Raw genomic sequence first — 14,033 nt, 5'->3', positions numbered from 1 at the left:
GAACAAGTCTCTTGGAGAGGGAACCGTGAAGCAGCCGAATATCGTGTGGATTTCCACGCATGACATCAATCCGGACCTGGGGTGCTACTCCGGGGTGTGGCCGGGGGCCGAGTACGCAGTGACGCCCCACCTGGACGCTCTGGCGGCCGACGGCGCGCGGTTCGACCGGGCGTTCGCTGCCGCGCCTATTTGTGCTCCGGCGCGGTCGGCGATCATGACGGGCTGTTTCCCGACGGCGATCGGGACGATGCACATGCGTACGAAGGCGGTCCCACCGCCGGAGGTGCGGCTACTGCCGGAGTACTTCCGGGCCGCGGGGTACTACACGAGCAACAACGTGTTCACGGATTTCCAGGTCGAGGTGCCCCGGACTGTGTTCGATGACTGTTCAGCGTCGGCGCATTGGCGCAACCGGCCCGATCCCGGCCAGCCGTTCTTCGCCGCCTTCCACGGGATGGCCACCCACGAATCGCAGATCTACCTCGGGGAGGAAGCGTTCGCCGTCGCGACCTCCCACGTGCCCGCCGAGGCCAGGCATGATCCCGCGGGTGCGCCAGTGCCGCCGTACTACCCGGACACGCCCGTGTTCCGGGGCGCAATCGCAAGGTACGCGGACCTCATCACGGAAATGGATGCGTGGGTGGGAAGGATCCTGGCAGAGCTGGAGGAAGATGGACTCGCGCAGGACACGATCGTGGTGTTCTGGTCCGACCACGGACGGGGGTTGCCGCGGGCGAAACGGTGGGCCTGCGAGTCGGGGTTGCGCGAGCCGCTGCTGGTTCGCTGGCCCGGCAGGATCGCCCCCCACACCGTTGTGACGGACCTCGTGCACACCATGGACCTGGCACCGACCATGCTCGCCGCCGCAGGCCTGCCCGTCCCTGGCCACATGCACGGCAAGGCCCTGTTCGACCGGAACGGCCGCTTGACCGACTGCCCCAACGAATATGTTTACGGCGGCCGCGACCGTCAAGGCGAAGCCGAGGACACGATCCGCACCGTCCGCGACTCGCGGTTCCGGTACATCAGGAACTATCACCCCGATCGTGCCCCGATGCAGCAGAACGACTACCCGGACAGCCTCGCCACGTGGGCCGAGCTGCGGCATTTCGCGTTTCTCGAGGCTGAGCAACTGGGCCGCGGAGAACGAAAGAGCCTCCTGACCCCGCTCCAGCGCCGGCTCCTCGCCGCGGACAAGGCGGCCGAGGAGCTCTACGACCTCGACGCCGACACGCACGAGACCCGCAACCTCGCCGAGGACCCCCGGCACGCAGGCGACCTTGTCCGGCTCCGCCAAGCGCTCGACACCTGGCAGGGATCCTACGGTGACCTCGGCCTAGTGGACGAGGAAACCCTCCTCGAAGAGTGGCGCCCCGGCGGGCGTGCGCGCACGACCGCCGCCCCCGCCGTCGTCGACACCCCGGACGGTCTCGTCGCCGAATGCCCCACCACCGGCTCATCCATCGCGTGGACCACCGACCCGCCCGGAAACCCCGGCACGCAGACACCGCTGGAAAAGATCGCCGGGATCCCCGCGGACGACGGACGCCGCTGGCACCTCTACACCACACCCGTCCACCCCGAGGCAGACACGGTCTGGTTCCAGGCCTGGCGCCTCGGCTTCCAACCCAGCGCCGAAGTCACTATCAAAGTGCCCTCCGTCCTCGCCTCCTGACACCCCCAACCACCGAAAGGCCCCCATGAACGCCCCCTTTGAATCCCGTTCGAATGCATCCCGTTCGGCTGTGCTTGCCTCGTTGTCCTTGGAGGAGAAGGCGTCCCTGACGTCGGGAGCCGACTTCTGGAACACCAAGGCAATCCCGGGGGCCGGTGTGCGGTCGATGCTGTTGACGGACGGCCCGCACGGGGTGAGGCGGCAGGCCGAGGGTGATGACCACGTCGGGCTGCATGCCAGTGTGCCGGCGACGTGTTTTCCGCCCGCGGTCGCGCTCGGATCCACCTGGGACCCGGAACTGCTGGCCAGGATCGGGAAGGCCCTAGGCACCGAGGCCAAGGCCGGAGGCGTGTCGGTGCTGCTGGGCCCGGGGATCAACATCAAACGCTCTCCCCTGGGCGGACGGAATTTCGAGTACGTTTCAGAGGACCCGGTCCTGACCGGGGAACTCGGCACCGCCCTCGTGAACGGTATCCAGTCCCAGGGCGTGGGGGCGTCCTTAAAGCACTTCGCGGTCAACAACCAGGAAAGCGACCGGCTGCGCGTCAGCGCGGACGTGGACCCCCGCCCGTTGCGGGAGATCTACCTGCGAGGCTTCCAGAAAGTCGTCACCGCCGCCCAGCCATGGACGGTCATGTGCAGCTACAACCGGATCAACGGTGTCTACGCCTCAGAGGATCCATGGCTGCTCTCCGAGGTGCTGCGCGGTGAGTGGGGGTTCACCGGGCTGGTCGTCTCGGACTGGGGCGCGGTCAACGACCGTGTGAAAGGCCTGTCGGCCGGGATGGACCTGGAAATGCCCGCAAGCGGCGGCATCACGGACGCCCAGATCGTCGACGCCGTCAAGAACGGCACCCTGGACGAAGCGGTCCTGGACACCGCCGTCGCCCGTGTCCTGGACCTGGCCGACCGCACGGCGACCGTGCGCGCAGCATCCGACGGCGGGGCGTCCTTCGACGTCGACGCCCACCATGCCCTGGCCCGGGAGGCCGCGGGGCGCAGCATCGTGCTGCTCAAGAACGAGGACGGTTTCCTGCCCCTGGACCCCTCGTCCACGGGAACGATCGCGGTGATCGGCGAGTACGCCCGTACCCCCCGTTACCAGGGCGGCGGCAGCTCCCTGGTGAACCCGACCCGCCTCGAGAACGCCCTCGATGCGATCAGTTCACTCTCCGCCGCCGAAGTCGTGTTCGCCCCGGGTTACGTCCCGGGCGAAGACACCCCGGACACCGCGCTCATCAGCGCCGCCGCGGACGCAGCCCGCGGGGCCGGGACCGTGGTCCTGTTCCTCGGTTCCGAGCTCGAATCCGAAGGCTACGACCGCACCGGCATCGGCCTGCCCGCCGCGCACCGCGCCCTCCTGGATGCGGTCCTGGACGCGAACCCGGCCACCGCCGTCGTCCTCTCCAACGGCGGCGTCGTCGGGACCGACGGCTGGGACCACCGCGTCCCGGCCCTGCTGGAAGGCTGGCTCCTCGGACAGGCCGGCGGCCCCGCCACCGCGGACGTGCTCTTCGGCCTCGCGAACCCCTCCGGACGGCTCGCCGAGACCATCCCGCACCGGCTCCAGGACACCCCCGCGTACCTCGACTTCCCCGGCGAGCACTCGCACGTGCGCTACGGCGAAGGACTCTTCGTCGGCTACCGGCACTACGACAGCCGCGACCTTGACGTCGCGTACCCGTTCGGCCACGGGCTCTCCTACACCACCTTCGCGTACGCGAACCCCGCCCTGGCAGCGGACGACGGCGGCATCACCGTGCGCGTCGACGTCACCAACACCGGTACCCGGGCAGGCCACGAAGTCGTGCAGGCCTACACCTCCGTGCCCGGCTCGGCGTTCGTGCGGCCACGCCGGGAACTAAAGGGCTTCGCCGTCGTCCACCTCGAACCCGGCCAGAGCACGACGGCGGGCATCCGGCTCGAACGCGCCGACCTCACCGTCTGGCACCCCGTCCAGGGCCGCTGGGTCCTCGAGGGCGGTGAGTACACGGTCGAGGTCGGCGCTTCCTCCCGCGACATCCGGCAAACCGCCACCATCCGGCTCGACGGCGATGACCTCACCGCACCGCTCACCCGGGACTCGACCCTGATCGAATGGCTCGACCACCCTGCCGGCGGGCCCGTACTCTCCCGGATCCTCCAGGACTCCGCCACCGCAGGCAACCAGCTTGCCGCGATGCTCAACGAACCTGAAGGCCGCGCGCTCATCGGCAGCTTCCCCCTCGGCCGCCTCGCCGCGTTCCCCGGCAGCCCCCTCACACCCGCAACCATCGACGAACTCACGGCGCGGATCGATGAGTAAGAACCCCAGCTCCTTGGAAACCTGCGAGCCCGCCACGGCGAGCATCACGCTCCAGTGGGCCACCCGCAAGCACAGCCGGACCCTCACCCTCGGCCAGCCCGGCACCGGCGACCTCCCGCCCGGCGGCATCCCGTCCGCCGGTGACGGGCTGGCCGGGGCCGGGTTGGCCGGCGGACGATCCGGGGACGATGGAGAAGGAACCCGGTCCCGTGTCTGAAATCCATGCACCCCGGCACTGTTGCACACCCCAGCGCACGGGCGTGACGATCCACGGGCAGGACACCGAAGAGACAGCTCCTTCCGGGACTGCGGCGCACGTGGACGTCCCGGTTCCGTCCGGGGTGTTCCGGATGGGTGACGCTTTTGGTGAAGGCTACCCGACCGACGGCGAAGCACCCGTCCACGAGGTGGCGCTGGACGCGTTCCGGATCGATGCCACAGCCGTGACCAACAGCATGTTCGCCGCGTTCGTGGAAGCCACCGGCTACCGCACCGAAGCCGAGCAATACGGCAGCTCCGCCGTGTTCCACCTGCTGTCCACGGCCACCGGCGACGACGTCCTCGGCGCCGCCGCCGGTGCCCCCTGGTGGCTGAACATCCGCGGCGCGGACTGGGCCCACCCCTTTGGCCCCACATCGGACTGGACCGAGATTCCGGAGCATCCGGTGGTCCACGTGTCCTGGCACGACGCCCAAGCTTACTGCCGGTGGGCCGGCCGCCGCCTGCCCACCGAAGCCGAATGGGAATACGCCGCCCGCGGCGGCCTGACCGGCAAACGCTACGCCTGGGGCGACGAACTCACCCCGGACGGGGAACACCGCTGCAACATCTGGCAAGGCACCTTTCCCACCACCAACACCCGCGATGACGGTTACCTGGGCACCGCCCCGGTCCGGTCCTTCCCGCCCAACGGCTACGGACTCTACGAAGTCGCCGGGAACGTCTGGGAATGGTGCAACGACTGGTTCCTGCCCAAGTACTACCGCACCTCACCCCGGGAAAACCCCAAAGGACCAACCATCGGGGCCGGGCGGGTCATGCGCGGCGGCTCCTACCTCTGCCACGACTCCTACTGCAACCGCTACCGCGTCTCGGCCCGCACCTCAAACACCCCCGACTCCTCCTCAGGCAACTGCGGATTCCGCACGATAGGGCTCACATGAAACTCAAAGAACCCGTCTGGCGGCGCGAGGGCCAGATACCCCAAACAACAATTCCGAACGGCACAAGAGTCATGACGAAACTTCTCCAGCGTGAACCGGCTTGGCGCCGCGAGGGGCAGCGCCCGGATTACCGCTTCTCACTGGCCAACGAACGCACCTTCCTGGCCTGGATCCGCACCGCCCTGGCCATCCTCGCCGGAGCCATCGGAATCGACCAGCTCGCACCCCAGATCGCCCCCACCCCCGTCAGGATCACGCTCTGCATCGCCTTCGCCGTCATCGGAGCGCTCCTCGCCCTTGAGGCCTACCGCCGCTGGTCCCTCCAGGAACAAGCCATGCGCAACAACCGCGAGCTCCCCCACGCCTGGCTGCTCGTCACCATGGCCATCATCGTCGCAGCAGCCGCGGCCGTTTTAGCCGTCCTTATCCTCCTCGCGCAATGACCCCATCGCCCGTCCGCGACCCCGGCCTACAACCCGAACGCACATCCCTGGCTTGGCGGCGGACCCTGCTCGCGGCACTCGTGAGCGCCTATTTCATCTGGCGCGCCGCCACCTCAGCCTGGGCCCGGCACGGCGGACGGATCGACATCGAGGTCATCGGCCTCGGCACCGCCGCGGCAGTCGCGACCGCAGCCGCCACCATCATCACCGCCAGCGCCCTCCACCGCACCAAAACACTGCACCACAACCCCGGCACACCACCGGCCGCCCTGACACGAACCACCGCAGGCGCAACACTCGCCCTCGCCGCAGCAATCATCACCGCCATCACCCTGTCGCAATAGGAGCCCCAGAGGATTCACCTTGGAATTTCATCCAGACGTCCCGTTTGGAGTCACCCAAGTAACCCACGCCTAGTAGGCCAACCGCGGATGCACTTCGGGTACGACCTCTCGTCTAAAAGTGGCCTGGGTCCGCCGTCGGAATTGATGGAGAAGTTGACCGGTACGAGGCCCATGGCGCCGACCACCTGGACCGCGGTTTCGTCATAGAACGCTGTACCGGCGCGCAACCACGGTGTCTTTTTCCCGGTGAGCGCGGCGAGGCCGGCCACGCCGCCTGAAACCTCGTCCATGACCGCATCCACCGAGCTGGTCCCGGCGATCCCGTAGGCACTCCGGCCGGTCGTGGAGAGCGGGACATGGGCGAGGCCGTGGTTTCCGATCTCGAACAGGCTGTCCGAAGCGAGTTCTCTGCTGAGGGACGGGTTGGAGGTGATCCAGCGGGCGTTTAGGAAAAGTGTTGCGGGTACGTGGAAACGCCTGAGTGTTTCGATGAGACGGGCGTCGTAGCCCGATCCGCCTGCGCCCCCGCAGGCGTCGAAAGTGAGCGCTATGGCCGAAGATCCGGTGTGGGTGACGATCCCCGGAAGGTCGAGACCCCATCGACCGGGAGGTTTGCCGGTGAAGCGCCTTTCGATATCGGACCGGCTGGGTTGAACCGGTGCAGTAGGCAGCGCCTTCGGGTTCGTTGCGGCTGCAGCCTTCGCCGCCGGAGTCTGCCGTGCCTTCGGAGAAGTGGTCGGGGCGGAAGTGTCCGGGGTCGGGAATCCGCACCCCGCTACGATAGCCCCGATGGTTGCCGCGCCGGCAGCCAAGAGGACGGAACGACGGGAAACCTCCGAGTGGGTTCCTTCGGCTGCGGCCTGGGGTGTCGTTCCGTTGGGCGCGGCTGGAAGGCAGATGGTCCGGGGGTTGGTGTCTATCCGGCAGTGATGCGCCATACGGAGGTCCGGCTGTCTGAATGGACGAGAACGCGGCCCTTGCCGTGGTCGAGCCAGACCCAGAAGAGGGCCGCCTCGGCCATGATCTGGTCAACCGTTCCTGAGTCGGACGTCTTGTCCTGACGCCGGAGGTGCACACGGTCCATTGGCTGGAGCAGGTGCCATTCATGCTCGTCCAGTCGTTGGAATTCATCGGTCACTTGAGGGGAGGTGCATTCTGTGCTCATGTTTTCCTACAGGGTCGAACCCGTTGGGGTGTGGTCGCCGGGTGAGCCGGCCTGCCGGTGGGCGGGCATTAGCCGAAAAGGAGTTTGGCTTCATCCCATCGTTCTTGCGGAACGGTTTTTAGGCGGCCGAGGGCCTCGTCGAAGTGGACAGATTCAATTGCGGTGCCTTTGAGGGAGACCATTGTTCCCCAGTGTCCGTGGGCGATGGCTTCCACAGCGGCCATGCCTAATCGGGTGGCCAGGACTCGGTCAAACGCTGACGGCACTCCCCCTCGTTGGATGTGGCCAAGGACGGTGGTGCGGGTTTCGATGCCGGTCCTCGACTCGATTTCGGGGGCGATTTTGTCGGCGATTCCGCCCAGGCGCGGACGTCCGAAGGTGTCGAGGCCGCGTTCGGAGTGCGCGGCGGTGTGACCTTGTTCGATGAACCCCTCAGCGACGACGACCAGGGGCGCTCGTCCCCGGTCTTGTGCCTGCTATACCCAGGTTGCGATCTGGTCTGCGTGCACGGGCTGCTCGGGGATGAGGATCGCGTGGGCGCCCGATGCCATTCCGGCGTGAAGCGCAATCCAGCCGGCGTGTCGTCCCATGACTTCAGCGACCATGCACCGGTGGTGTGATTCACCGGTGGTGCGCAGCCTGTCGATGGCCTCTGTGGCGATTTGGACGGCGGTGTCGAAACCGAAGGTGTAGTCCGTGGCTGCCAGGTCGTTGTCCACTGTTTTGGGGACGCCTACGATGTTGAGCCCATCCTGGGACAGTCGTTTGGCGGCGGTGAGCGTTCCTTCTCCGCCGATGGCGATGAGGGCGTCAACGCCCATGGTGTTCAGCGTGGACCTTATGTTGTCCCCCCCCCGCCGCAAGGACCGTCGAAGGGGTTGGTCCGCGATGTGCCCAGGATCGTGCCTCCTTGTTTGGAGATTCCGCGGACCGTTTCCCTAGGAAGCTGGATCGCGTCGCCGTTGACGACTCCACGCCATCCGTCGCGGAAGCCGACAAAGGTGTGATCGTAGGCTTTGATGCCTTTCAGGACGGATCCTCGGATGACTGCGTTCAGCCCTGGGCAGTCACCGCCGCTGGTGAGAATACCTATTTTCATGGTGTGCGGCTTTCCTTTACGTTCGGCCCCGAAAACTTGCGGTCAGGGGATGGGAACGCGAATGCAGAAGCGGGTTCCGGCGCCGGCCCCCGGCCGTCGGGGTGTCTGTTGCGAGGTACGTGCCGGCGCCGGAAAATGTAGTGTTTCTCGTGCGGCCCTGAAGTGGGGCCGACGCGTTCGTGTCAGCTGAGTTTTGCCCGCTCCCTGAGCAGGATCTCTTGGGGAAGCGGGAAGTAGACGCCTTGGTCAAGGATGGCTCGCTGGCCGTCCCGGCTGAGCACGTAGCGCAGGTATTCCCGCGTGCCTTCCGCCTGGGGTCCCTCGGCTCCTGGGTCGACGACGAGGTAGACGTTGCGCGCCAACGGGTATTTGCGGGTCGCGAACGAGTCGGCGTCCGGGGCGTAGAAGGCCTCGCTGCCGTGCGGGGCGAGCTGCAGTGGTCTGACGTGTTCGAAGCCGTCGGCGTGATACAGGCCGGCGAGGGCGATCCCGTAGGGATTTTCGGACAGTGCCGCCATCATGTCTTTTGTTGTCAGGGCCCCGGGGGCTTGCTGCTTGGATCCTGCTTCGACGTATTCGCGATAGTTCGGATTCCACTTGCGACCACCGCCGAAGACTTCCCGTTCGAAGAAGGTGGTCATCCCGGTCTGGGCGAAGCCGTAGGTCTGGATCGGGGCGTCCGCCCAGTGGTCTTCCAGCCCGAGCTGGCCCCAGGTTCGGATGTCCTTCTCCGCGCCCCGTGCTGCCGTGGGATTCCAACGGATTTCCTTGAACCCGCCGGTCCGTTCGGCGCCGAAGATCCCGTCCAGCTGGTCCACGTTCAGTCCGGTGATCGGGTTGCTTTCGTGGACGAAGGCTGCGAGTCCGTAGCTGCCTCCCGCGACGTCCAGGGCTCCAGTTGCCACTGCTATCTCGGCGGGCATGCGCTTGAGTTTTTCACCGAACGAGAGGAATTCGGTGAGTACCGATTCCCGTCCGCTTGCGCCGAGTTCCGCGACTCCTGTCATCACGCCGATGATGCCTGATGCTTTGCAGAGGTCGTCCTCGAACCGGGCATCGGGGTGGAATTTGCGGAATCCGTCTTCCCATCGGGGGATCATGTCGGCCAGGGAGACACCGAAATGGCGTAGCACGCCGGAGAATCGAGTGCCGGGGACGTAGGGAGGCAATTCCTCGACGGCTTGGACGGTTTCTTCGCTGTATTCCACGGTTGTCGACCGCCTTTCAGTGTCGTTTTCGGGGTCCGGGGTTGCGCGCGTTTGGGCGGACACGCAGCCCCGGACGGTGCTGTTTTCCTTGAGTTGGTTCAGTCGTTCTGGTCGCGCAGCACGGTAACGGTGCTGTCGTTGTTGAGGATGAAAAGGCTTCCGGCGGAGGTGTGGATGACTCCGCTGATGGCTCCGGGCGCGGGGTCGTGTCCGAGTTCGGTGAGCCCGATGGGTGAGTCGGAGACAAAGTCGTGCACCAGAAGTTGCCGACAGGAGGAGCCGACGATGAAGAGCCTCTTCTGGGGGCTCACGACCCAGTTTGCCGGCCGGTCGATGACGTCGATGGTGCGTGCCACGATGTGCTCTGTTCCTGAAACGGCGGCCACGGTGCCGGCGCCTGTTGATGCTTCGCCGGCTCCGAGCACCCACATTTCGTCTTTGCCGTTGATGGCCTGGATGGGCAGCATCCGGAAGGGCCGGTGATTCACCGGAACGGTGGCGAGGACCTCGTCATCGGCGATGCGGATCACGGTCACGGTGTCGTCGGCCTCGTTGGAGATGTAGATGTTTCCGTGCTCACGGAAGATGGCGTTGCGGTTCGGCCGGTGCCCGACGGCGATGCGGCGGATTACTTCGTTGCTGTGGTCGTCGAACACGGTGACATCGTCGGATTCGGTGCTGACGACGTAGGTCTTCCCGACGGGTTGGGTGATCGGTTTGTAGCTCGCGCCCCACGGCTGGCCCCATTTCGGCAGGCCACCGACCGGTATCGTTGCGATGACCCGGGCAGAGGACATTTCGACGGCGCTTACCGTACCGTTCCCCTCGTTGAGCGTGTACACAATGCCCCGGTCGAACGCGGGCATGGTTCCTGTGGGCGCGCTCCCGGCCGGCAGCGCGACTCTCTGGAGCACCTCACGGGTCCGGGGCTTGATGATCGCTGCCTCGTCCGCGGAACGGAGCGCGACGAGTCCGACGTTGCATCCGGCATCGAAGGAGAAATGTGCTGCACCGCCTCCGATGTGCCATCGATCGATCACCTGACCGTCGGCGTGGTCAAGCACGGTGATGGTTTCGCCGCCGGTGTCGGAGACCCAGACGTGTCCGGACTCCTTCACATAGCCAAGGTGGAGGTGTGGGCCTGCGCCCACTTCCACGGTCGCGATCTCCCGGTACCTGACGGTGGTCCCGACTGCCGCGGTCATCGGCCGGCCTCCGAGCGCAACTTCGCCAGGACGCCGGCATCGGCGCGGGCCGTGGGTGGGCTGTTCCGTTTTGTGATCCCCAGAGAACAGATGCTCGTCATTGTGCTGCGTTCCTCTCGTTTGACCTCGAGTCCGCCGACTCATCGCACGGCTGGCCTGATAAAGGCCAACCAAACGAAACCTATACTTAAAATCAACGAAATACTAGATCCATTTGAAACGGCTGTTAGATTCCAAACGCACGGATATGGCCATGTGGCGCGCTGGGGTGCGAGAATGACGGCATGTCGGGGAATGGACAGTGGACCATCGAGGAACTGCTTACGCTCGCGTCGGATACGGCGATGGAAGCGGGCGGCCTACTCCTGGAGCGGCTGGGCGAAGCCCCGACCCGGATCGGGACCAAAGCCGGTGCCGGTGATATCGTCACCGATGCTGATCGTGATTCGGAGTCGCTCATTGTCCAGCGGCTTCTTACCGCCCGGCCGGAGGATGGAATCATCGCCGAAGAGCGCGGGGCATTCCCCGGCAGTTCCGGACTGACCTGGGTGATCGATCCCTTGGACGGGTCGGCGAACTATGTGCGCGGCGCTACTCCGTTCGGGGTCTCAATCGCCGCCTGCGACGCTATCGAAGGCCGCAGACTGTCTTCGCTCGTCGGGGTGGTGTGCTGGGTCGGCGCAGGGAGGATCGAGGCCTTCTACCAGCCGGGCCTTAAGGTTTGGGACTTCGCCGCCGCCCAGCTCATCGTGACAGAGTCCGGCGCGAGCTTCACTCTCACCTCTGGACTGCAGGGCAGCACTGAAACAGTGGCGGCCACGGTGCCGGAGCTTGAAAGCGAGTTTCTCGCCGCACTCCATTCTTCCGGCGTGCGTCCGCTGACGACCACCCTTGCCGACGACCCGCGGGGCAAAGAATGAGGACCGTTCTGCCCAAGCATGCGGTCCTTGTCCCGCCAGGGGCAAGACTCGCCTTCGAAGGCGTCATTTTCAGCACCTACCAATGGCAGCAAAAGGCCTTCGACGGAACGGACCAGGTCTTCGAAATGCTCAAACGCCCCGACACCGTTCAGGTTCTCGCCGTGAAGGATGAGGCCATCGTGCTATTGCGTGAAAGACAGCCGGGAGGAGCGCCCTACTACTCCCTCCCCGGCGGCCGGCACGACCGCGAGCACGAAACCGAACTCGACGCGGCCCGCAGGGAGCTTCGGGAAGAGACAGGCATGGCCTTTTCCGACTGGAAGCTGCTCGACGTGACCCAGCCGCACGCGAAGATCGAGCACTTCGTCTACGTCTTTCTCGCTACCGGATTTGAGTCCTTGACATCCCCGAGCCCTGACGGCGGCGAGCGGATCCAGGTACAGCCCGTCGGCCTTGATGCCCTGAAGGCAATCGCACTACGGCCCGATGCGCGCGCCATGCCTACCGGAATCCTCCATCAGATCGACACCATCGAAACCCTGCTCCAGTTCCCGGCTTACCGTCCCTAGTCCCTCCCCGGGGCCGTCACAGGTTCACGTGCGACGCCCGATCAGAGCCCTACTTGGGCGACACTTTGAGCAGGACGAGCTCGGCGTTGACGCTGCCGGGCACGGGGGCGGCGTAGGGGTCCGACGCCGATGGCCAGCCGGTAGCCCTATCGGTGCGCCACATTCCGGCGCCGCCGGAGAACACCAGGGGCAGCCCGGGCAGGTCGTTGACCATGACATTCTGGATCGCCCCGACGGCGGTCTGCTCTTGTTTGCTGCCCGGCGCGGCTGCGGCATAGGCACCGAGCAACGCGGGCGCGTCCGGGTTCGGGTACCGCTCGTAGTTGAGCTGGGTGCCCGTTGCGGCGGAGGCCTTGATCGGCTGTTGGTTGATGATCCGGTTGTAGAAGTCATACACCGAGGGAGTTCCGCCGTTGGTGCGCATGGTCAGCTCATAGTTGCCCATCTCGACATCCTTCACGTAGGCCTGTTGCTGCTCCGACTTCACCGTGACCTTGATCCCGGCGGCCGCCAGTTCCGGCACCATCACCCGGGTCATGCCGAACAGGTCGGCCTGCGGGTAGGTCGTCGGCACCGTGAGCTTGAAGTCCAGCCGCTGGCCGGTCGGAGAGACGAACACGTTGTCCGAACCGAGTTGGTAGCCAGCGGCGGTGAGGATCTTCTTCGCTTGCTCCGGGTCCGCCTTGCCGTACTTCTGTCCGGAGAACGCCGACGCGATCAGGTCGCTGCGCGTCTTGACGTCCATCCCCGTGGGGGATTCGACCGGGGCGTTCAGCCCGGCCGTGCCGATCTTCGAAATCTCGTCGCGGTCCAGTGCCATGTCCATTGCCTTGCGCACCGGCAGCTGATCGAGCGGCGCGTGGTTGAAGTTTGGCAGGAGCAGGGCGACCGACGGGTTAATGGTGGTGTTCCAGTAGTCGATCGCGTTCGGAGCGAGCTTCTTCACGGTCGCACCGTCAATGCCGGCGGTTCCGATCCAATCGACGCCGCCGGACTGCAGGTTGGCGATCATGCTGCTGGAGGAGTCGGCCGCAAGGTACTGCACCGTGGGGAAATTTCCTCCGGCCTGCCAGTAGTTGGGGTTTTTCTGCAGTGTGATGGCCTGCGGAGTGAACGTCTTGAGCATGTAGGGGCCGGTGCCGACCGGGTTGGGGTTGGCGTACTTCACGGGGTCCTGGACGTCTTTCCAGATGTGCTCGGGCACGGTCTCGGTGCGCCACCACATGACCTGGTAGGCCGGCTTGCTGAAGTGGACGACGGCGGTCGTGTCGTCAGTGGCCTCGGCCCCGGTCAACGGAAGGGATACCGCGTTGAACGCCGGGTTGGCCTTCATCAAGTTGAACGTGAACGCCACGTCCTTTGCCGTGAACGCCGTGCCATCGGACCACTTCACCCCGTCCTTGATCTTCAGGGTCAGAGTCTTGCCGTCCGGGCCCCAAGTGTATGAGGTCACGAGCCAAGGCTGTGTCTTGCCGCTGCCGAAATCCTCCTGCAGCAAGGGCTCGAAGATCGCGTAGGCGGCAAACCCGGTGGCGCTCGAAGAGCTGGCGATGAGCGCATTGAAGTTATCGGTGAACGGTCCGGAGGCGCCTGCGGTCACCTTGAGGGTTCCCCCTGCCGTGTTGGAGGCACTGGAGGTGGTCCCGGTGCACGCCGCGGTGGCAAGTACGCAGCCGACCATGGCGGCGGCGACGGTGACCTTGGCCCGGAGTAAAGGATTCGTTGTCGTCAGGAACTTCATTGTTCTTCTTTCGTTGTGCGCGGCATCCGCGCAGCACGTGATCGCGCCCCGGCGTGGAGAGCCCATCGGGCCACCGGCAACACGAAGCTAACGGAAGCTACAGTTCTGCAAGACAAAAGAGTAGACCTGACTGCAACACAACATCAATAGAAAAATTAACAACTGTTAATTCCAAAGTGGTATTAGAGTTGAAGCG

At 65.5% G+C, this 14,033-nt stretch carries 13 protein-coding genes and 1 pseudogene; 8 read left to right on the top strand and 6 right to left on the bottom strand.

Going from position 1 to position 14,033, the window contains the following annotated elements; translation table 11 throughout:
* Positions 1–25: 25 nt before the first annotated feature.
* The 6 genes from E1809_RS15720 (at position 26) to E1809_RS15695 (ending at position 5,930) form a co-directional block, all read left to right on the top strand.
* The gene (locus E1809_RS15720; RefSeq protein WP_133205179.1) at positions 26–1,675 is read left to right on the top strand and encodes a sulfatase family protein; all 1,650 of its coding nucleotides are present in this window, start codon (positions 26–28) and stop codon (positions 1,673–1,675) included.
* Between the two features lie 25 nt (positions 1,676–1,700).
* Positions 1,701–3,980 (top strand): glycoside hydrolase family 3 C-terminal domain-containing protein, encoded by a 2,280-nt coding sequence (locus E1809_RS15715; RefSeq protein WP_133205178.1) that lies wholly within the window; start codon positions 1,701–1,703, stop codon positions 3,978–3,980.
* On the top strand, positions 3,973–4,197 hold the full coding sequence (locus E1809_RS15710) for a hypothetical protein (RefSeq protein WP_133205177.1): 225 nt from the start codon (positions 3,973–3,975) through the stop codon (positions 4,195–4,197). Before E1809_RS15715 ends, E1809_RS15710 begins: the two co-directional genes overlap by 8 nt.
* On the top strand, positions 4,169–5,143 hold the full coding sequence (locus E1809_RS15705) for a formylglycine-generating enzyme family protein (RefSeq protein ID WP_133205176.1): 975 nt from the start codon (positions 4,169–4,171) through the stop codon (positions 5,141–5,143). The genes E1809_RS15710 and E1809_RS15705 overlap by 29 nt, the downstream gene beginning before the upstream one ends.
* A gap of 71 nt (positions 5,144–5,214) precedes the next feature.
* The gene (locus E1809_RS15700; protein WP_133205175.1) at positions 5,215–5,586 is read left to right on the top strand and encodes a YidH family protein; all 372 of its coding nucleotides are present in this window, start codon (positions 5,215–5,217) and stop codon (positions 5,584–5,586) included.
* Positions 5,583–5,930, top strand: a complete 348-nt coding sequence (locus E1809_RS15695) for a DUF202 domain-containing protein (protein ID WP_133205174.1) — start codon at positions 5,583–5,585, stop codon at positions 5,928–5,930. The genes E1809_RS15700 and E1809_RS15695 overlap by 4 nt, the downstream gene beginning before the upstream one ends.
* Before the next feature lie 50 nt (positions 5,931–5,980).
* Here the strand turns inward: E1809_RS15695 and E1809_RS15690 are convergent, their stop codons facing one another.
* The 5 genes and pseudogenes from E1809_RS15690 to E1809_RS15670 form a co-directional block, all read right to left on the bottom strand.
* A complete protein-coding gene (locus tag E1809_RS15690) occupies positions 5,981–6,868 on the bottom strand; it encodes a polysaccharide deacetylase family protein (RefSeq protein WP_133205173.1) in 888 nt (295 codons plus the stop codon).
* Entirely contained in the window at positions 6,847–7,095 is a 249-nt protein-coding gene (locus tag E1809_RS15685; RefSeq protein WP_133205172.1) for a hypothetical protein, read from the bottom strand. Before E1809_RS15685 ends, E1809_RS15690 begins: the two co-directional genes overlap by 22 nt.
* Positions 7,096–7,163: 68 nt before the next feature.
* Positions 7,164–8,194 (bottom strand): annotated as a pseudogene (locus E1809_RS15680) (6-phosphofructokinase).
* A gap of 182 nt (positions 8,195–8,376) precedes the next feature.
* Positions 8,377–9,402: a PstS family phosphate ABC transporter substrate-binding protein gene (locus tag E1809_RS15675; RefSeq protein WP_133205171.1), complete on the bottom strand. Its 1,026-nt coding sequence runs from the start codon at positions 9,400–9,402 to the stop codon at positions 8,377–8,379.
* Positions 9,403–9,500: 98 nt separating this feature from the next.
* Positions 9,501–10,607, bottom strand: coding sequence for a YncE family protein (locus E1809_RS15670; RefSeq protein ID WP_133205170.1), 1,107 nt, complete (start codon positions 10,605–10,607; stop codon positions 9,501–9,503).
* A gap of 284 nt (positions 10,608–10,891) precedes the next feature.
* On the opposite strand from E1809_RS15670, the gene E1809_RS15665 reads away from it, so the two are divergent.
* Together E1809_RS15665 and E1809_RS15660 are read left to right on the top strand one after the other, a co-directional pair.
* A complete protein-coding gene (locus E1809_RS15665) occupies positions 10,892–11,527 on the top strand; it encodes an inositol monophosphatase family protein (protein ID WP_133205169.1) in 636 nt (211 codons plus the stop codon).
* Positions 11,524–12,096, top strand: a complete 573-nt coding sequence (locus tag E1809_RS15660; protein WP_133205168.1) for an NUDIX hydrolase — start codon at positions 11,524–11,526, stop codon at positions 12,094–12,096. The genes E1809_RS15665 and E1809_RS15660 overlap by 4 nt, the downstream gene beginning before the upstream one ends.
* A gap of 49 nt (positions 12,097–12,145) precedes the next feature.
* Here E1809_RS15660 and E1809_RS15655 read toward each other — a convergent pair whose 3' ends face one another.
* Positions 12,146–13,837 (bottom strand): ABC transporter substrate-binding protein, encoded by a 1,692-nt coding sequence (locus tag E1809_RS15655; protein WP_133205167.1) that lies wholly within the window; start codon positions 13,835–13,837, stop codon positions 12,146–12,148.
* Positions 13,838–14,033: the final 196 nt, after the last annotated feature.

Origin of the sequence: Arthrobacter terricola (assembly GCF_004354015.1) — a bacterium.
Classification (GTDB): Bacteria; Actinomycetota; Actinomycetes; order Actinomycetales; family Micrococcaceae; genus Arthrobacter; species Arthrobacter terricola.
This window is presented reverse-complemented; position numbering and strand designations above follow the sequence as displayed.

Bases quoted from the DNA above. Each gene is read 5' to 3' on its own strand.
- E1809_RS15715 (WP_133205178.1), top strand. From the start codon at position 1,701: ATGAACGCCCCCTTTGAATCCCGTTCGAATGCATCCCGTTCGGCTGTG.
- E1809_RS15710 (WP_133205177.1), top strand. From the start codon at position 3,973: ATGAGTAAGAACCCCAGCTCCTTGGAAACCTGCGAGCCCGCCACGGCG.
- E1809_RS15705 (WP_133205176.1), top strand. From the start codon at position 4,169: ATGGAGAAGGAACCCGGTCCCGTGTCTGAAATCCATGCACCCCGGCAC.
- E1809_RS15700 (WP_133205175.1), top strand. From the start codon at position 5,215: ATGACGAAACTTCTCCAGCGTGAACCGGCTTGGCGCCGCGAGGGGCAG.
- E1809_RS15695 (WP_133205174.1), top strand. From the start codon at position 5,583: ATGACCCCATCGCCCGTCCGCGACCCCGGCCTACAACCCGAACGCACA.
- E1809_RS15690 (WP_133205173.1), bottom strand. From the start codon at position 6,868: ATGGCGCATCACTGCCGGATAGACACCAACCCCCGGACCATCTGCCTT.
- E1809_RS15685 (WP_133205172.1), bottom strand. From the start codon at position 7,095: ATGAGCACAGAATGCACCTCCCCTCAAGTGACCGATGAATTCCAACGA.
- E1809_RS15670 (WP_133205170.1), bottom strand. From the start codon at position 10,607: ATGACCGCGGCAGTCGGGACCACCGTCAGGTACCGGGAGATCGCGACC.
- E1809_RS15665 (WP_133205169.1), top strand. From the start codon at position 10,892: ATGTCGGGGAATGGACAGTGGACCATCGAGGAACTGCTTACGCTCGCG.
- E1809_RS15660 (WP_133205168.1), top strand. From the start codon at position 11,524: ATGAGGACCGTTCTGCCCAAGCATGCGGTCCTTGTCCCGCCAGGGGCA.
- E1809_RS15655 (WP_133205167.1), bottom strand. From the start codon at position 13,837: ATGAAGTTCCTGACGACAACGAATCCTTTACTCCGGGCCAAGGTCACC.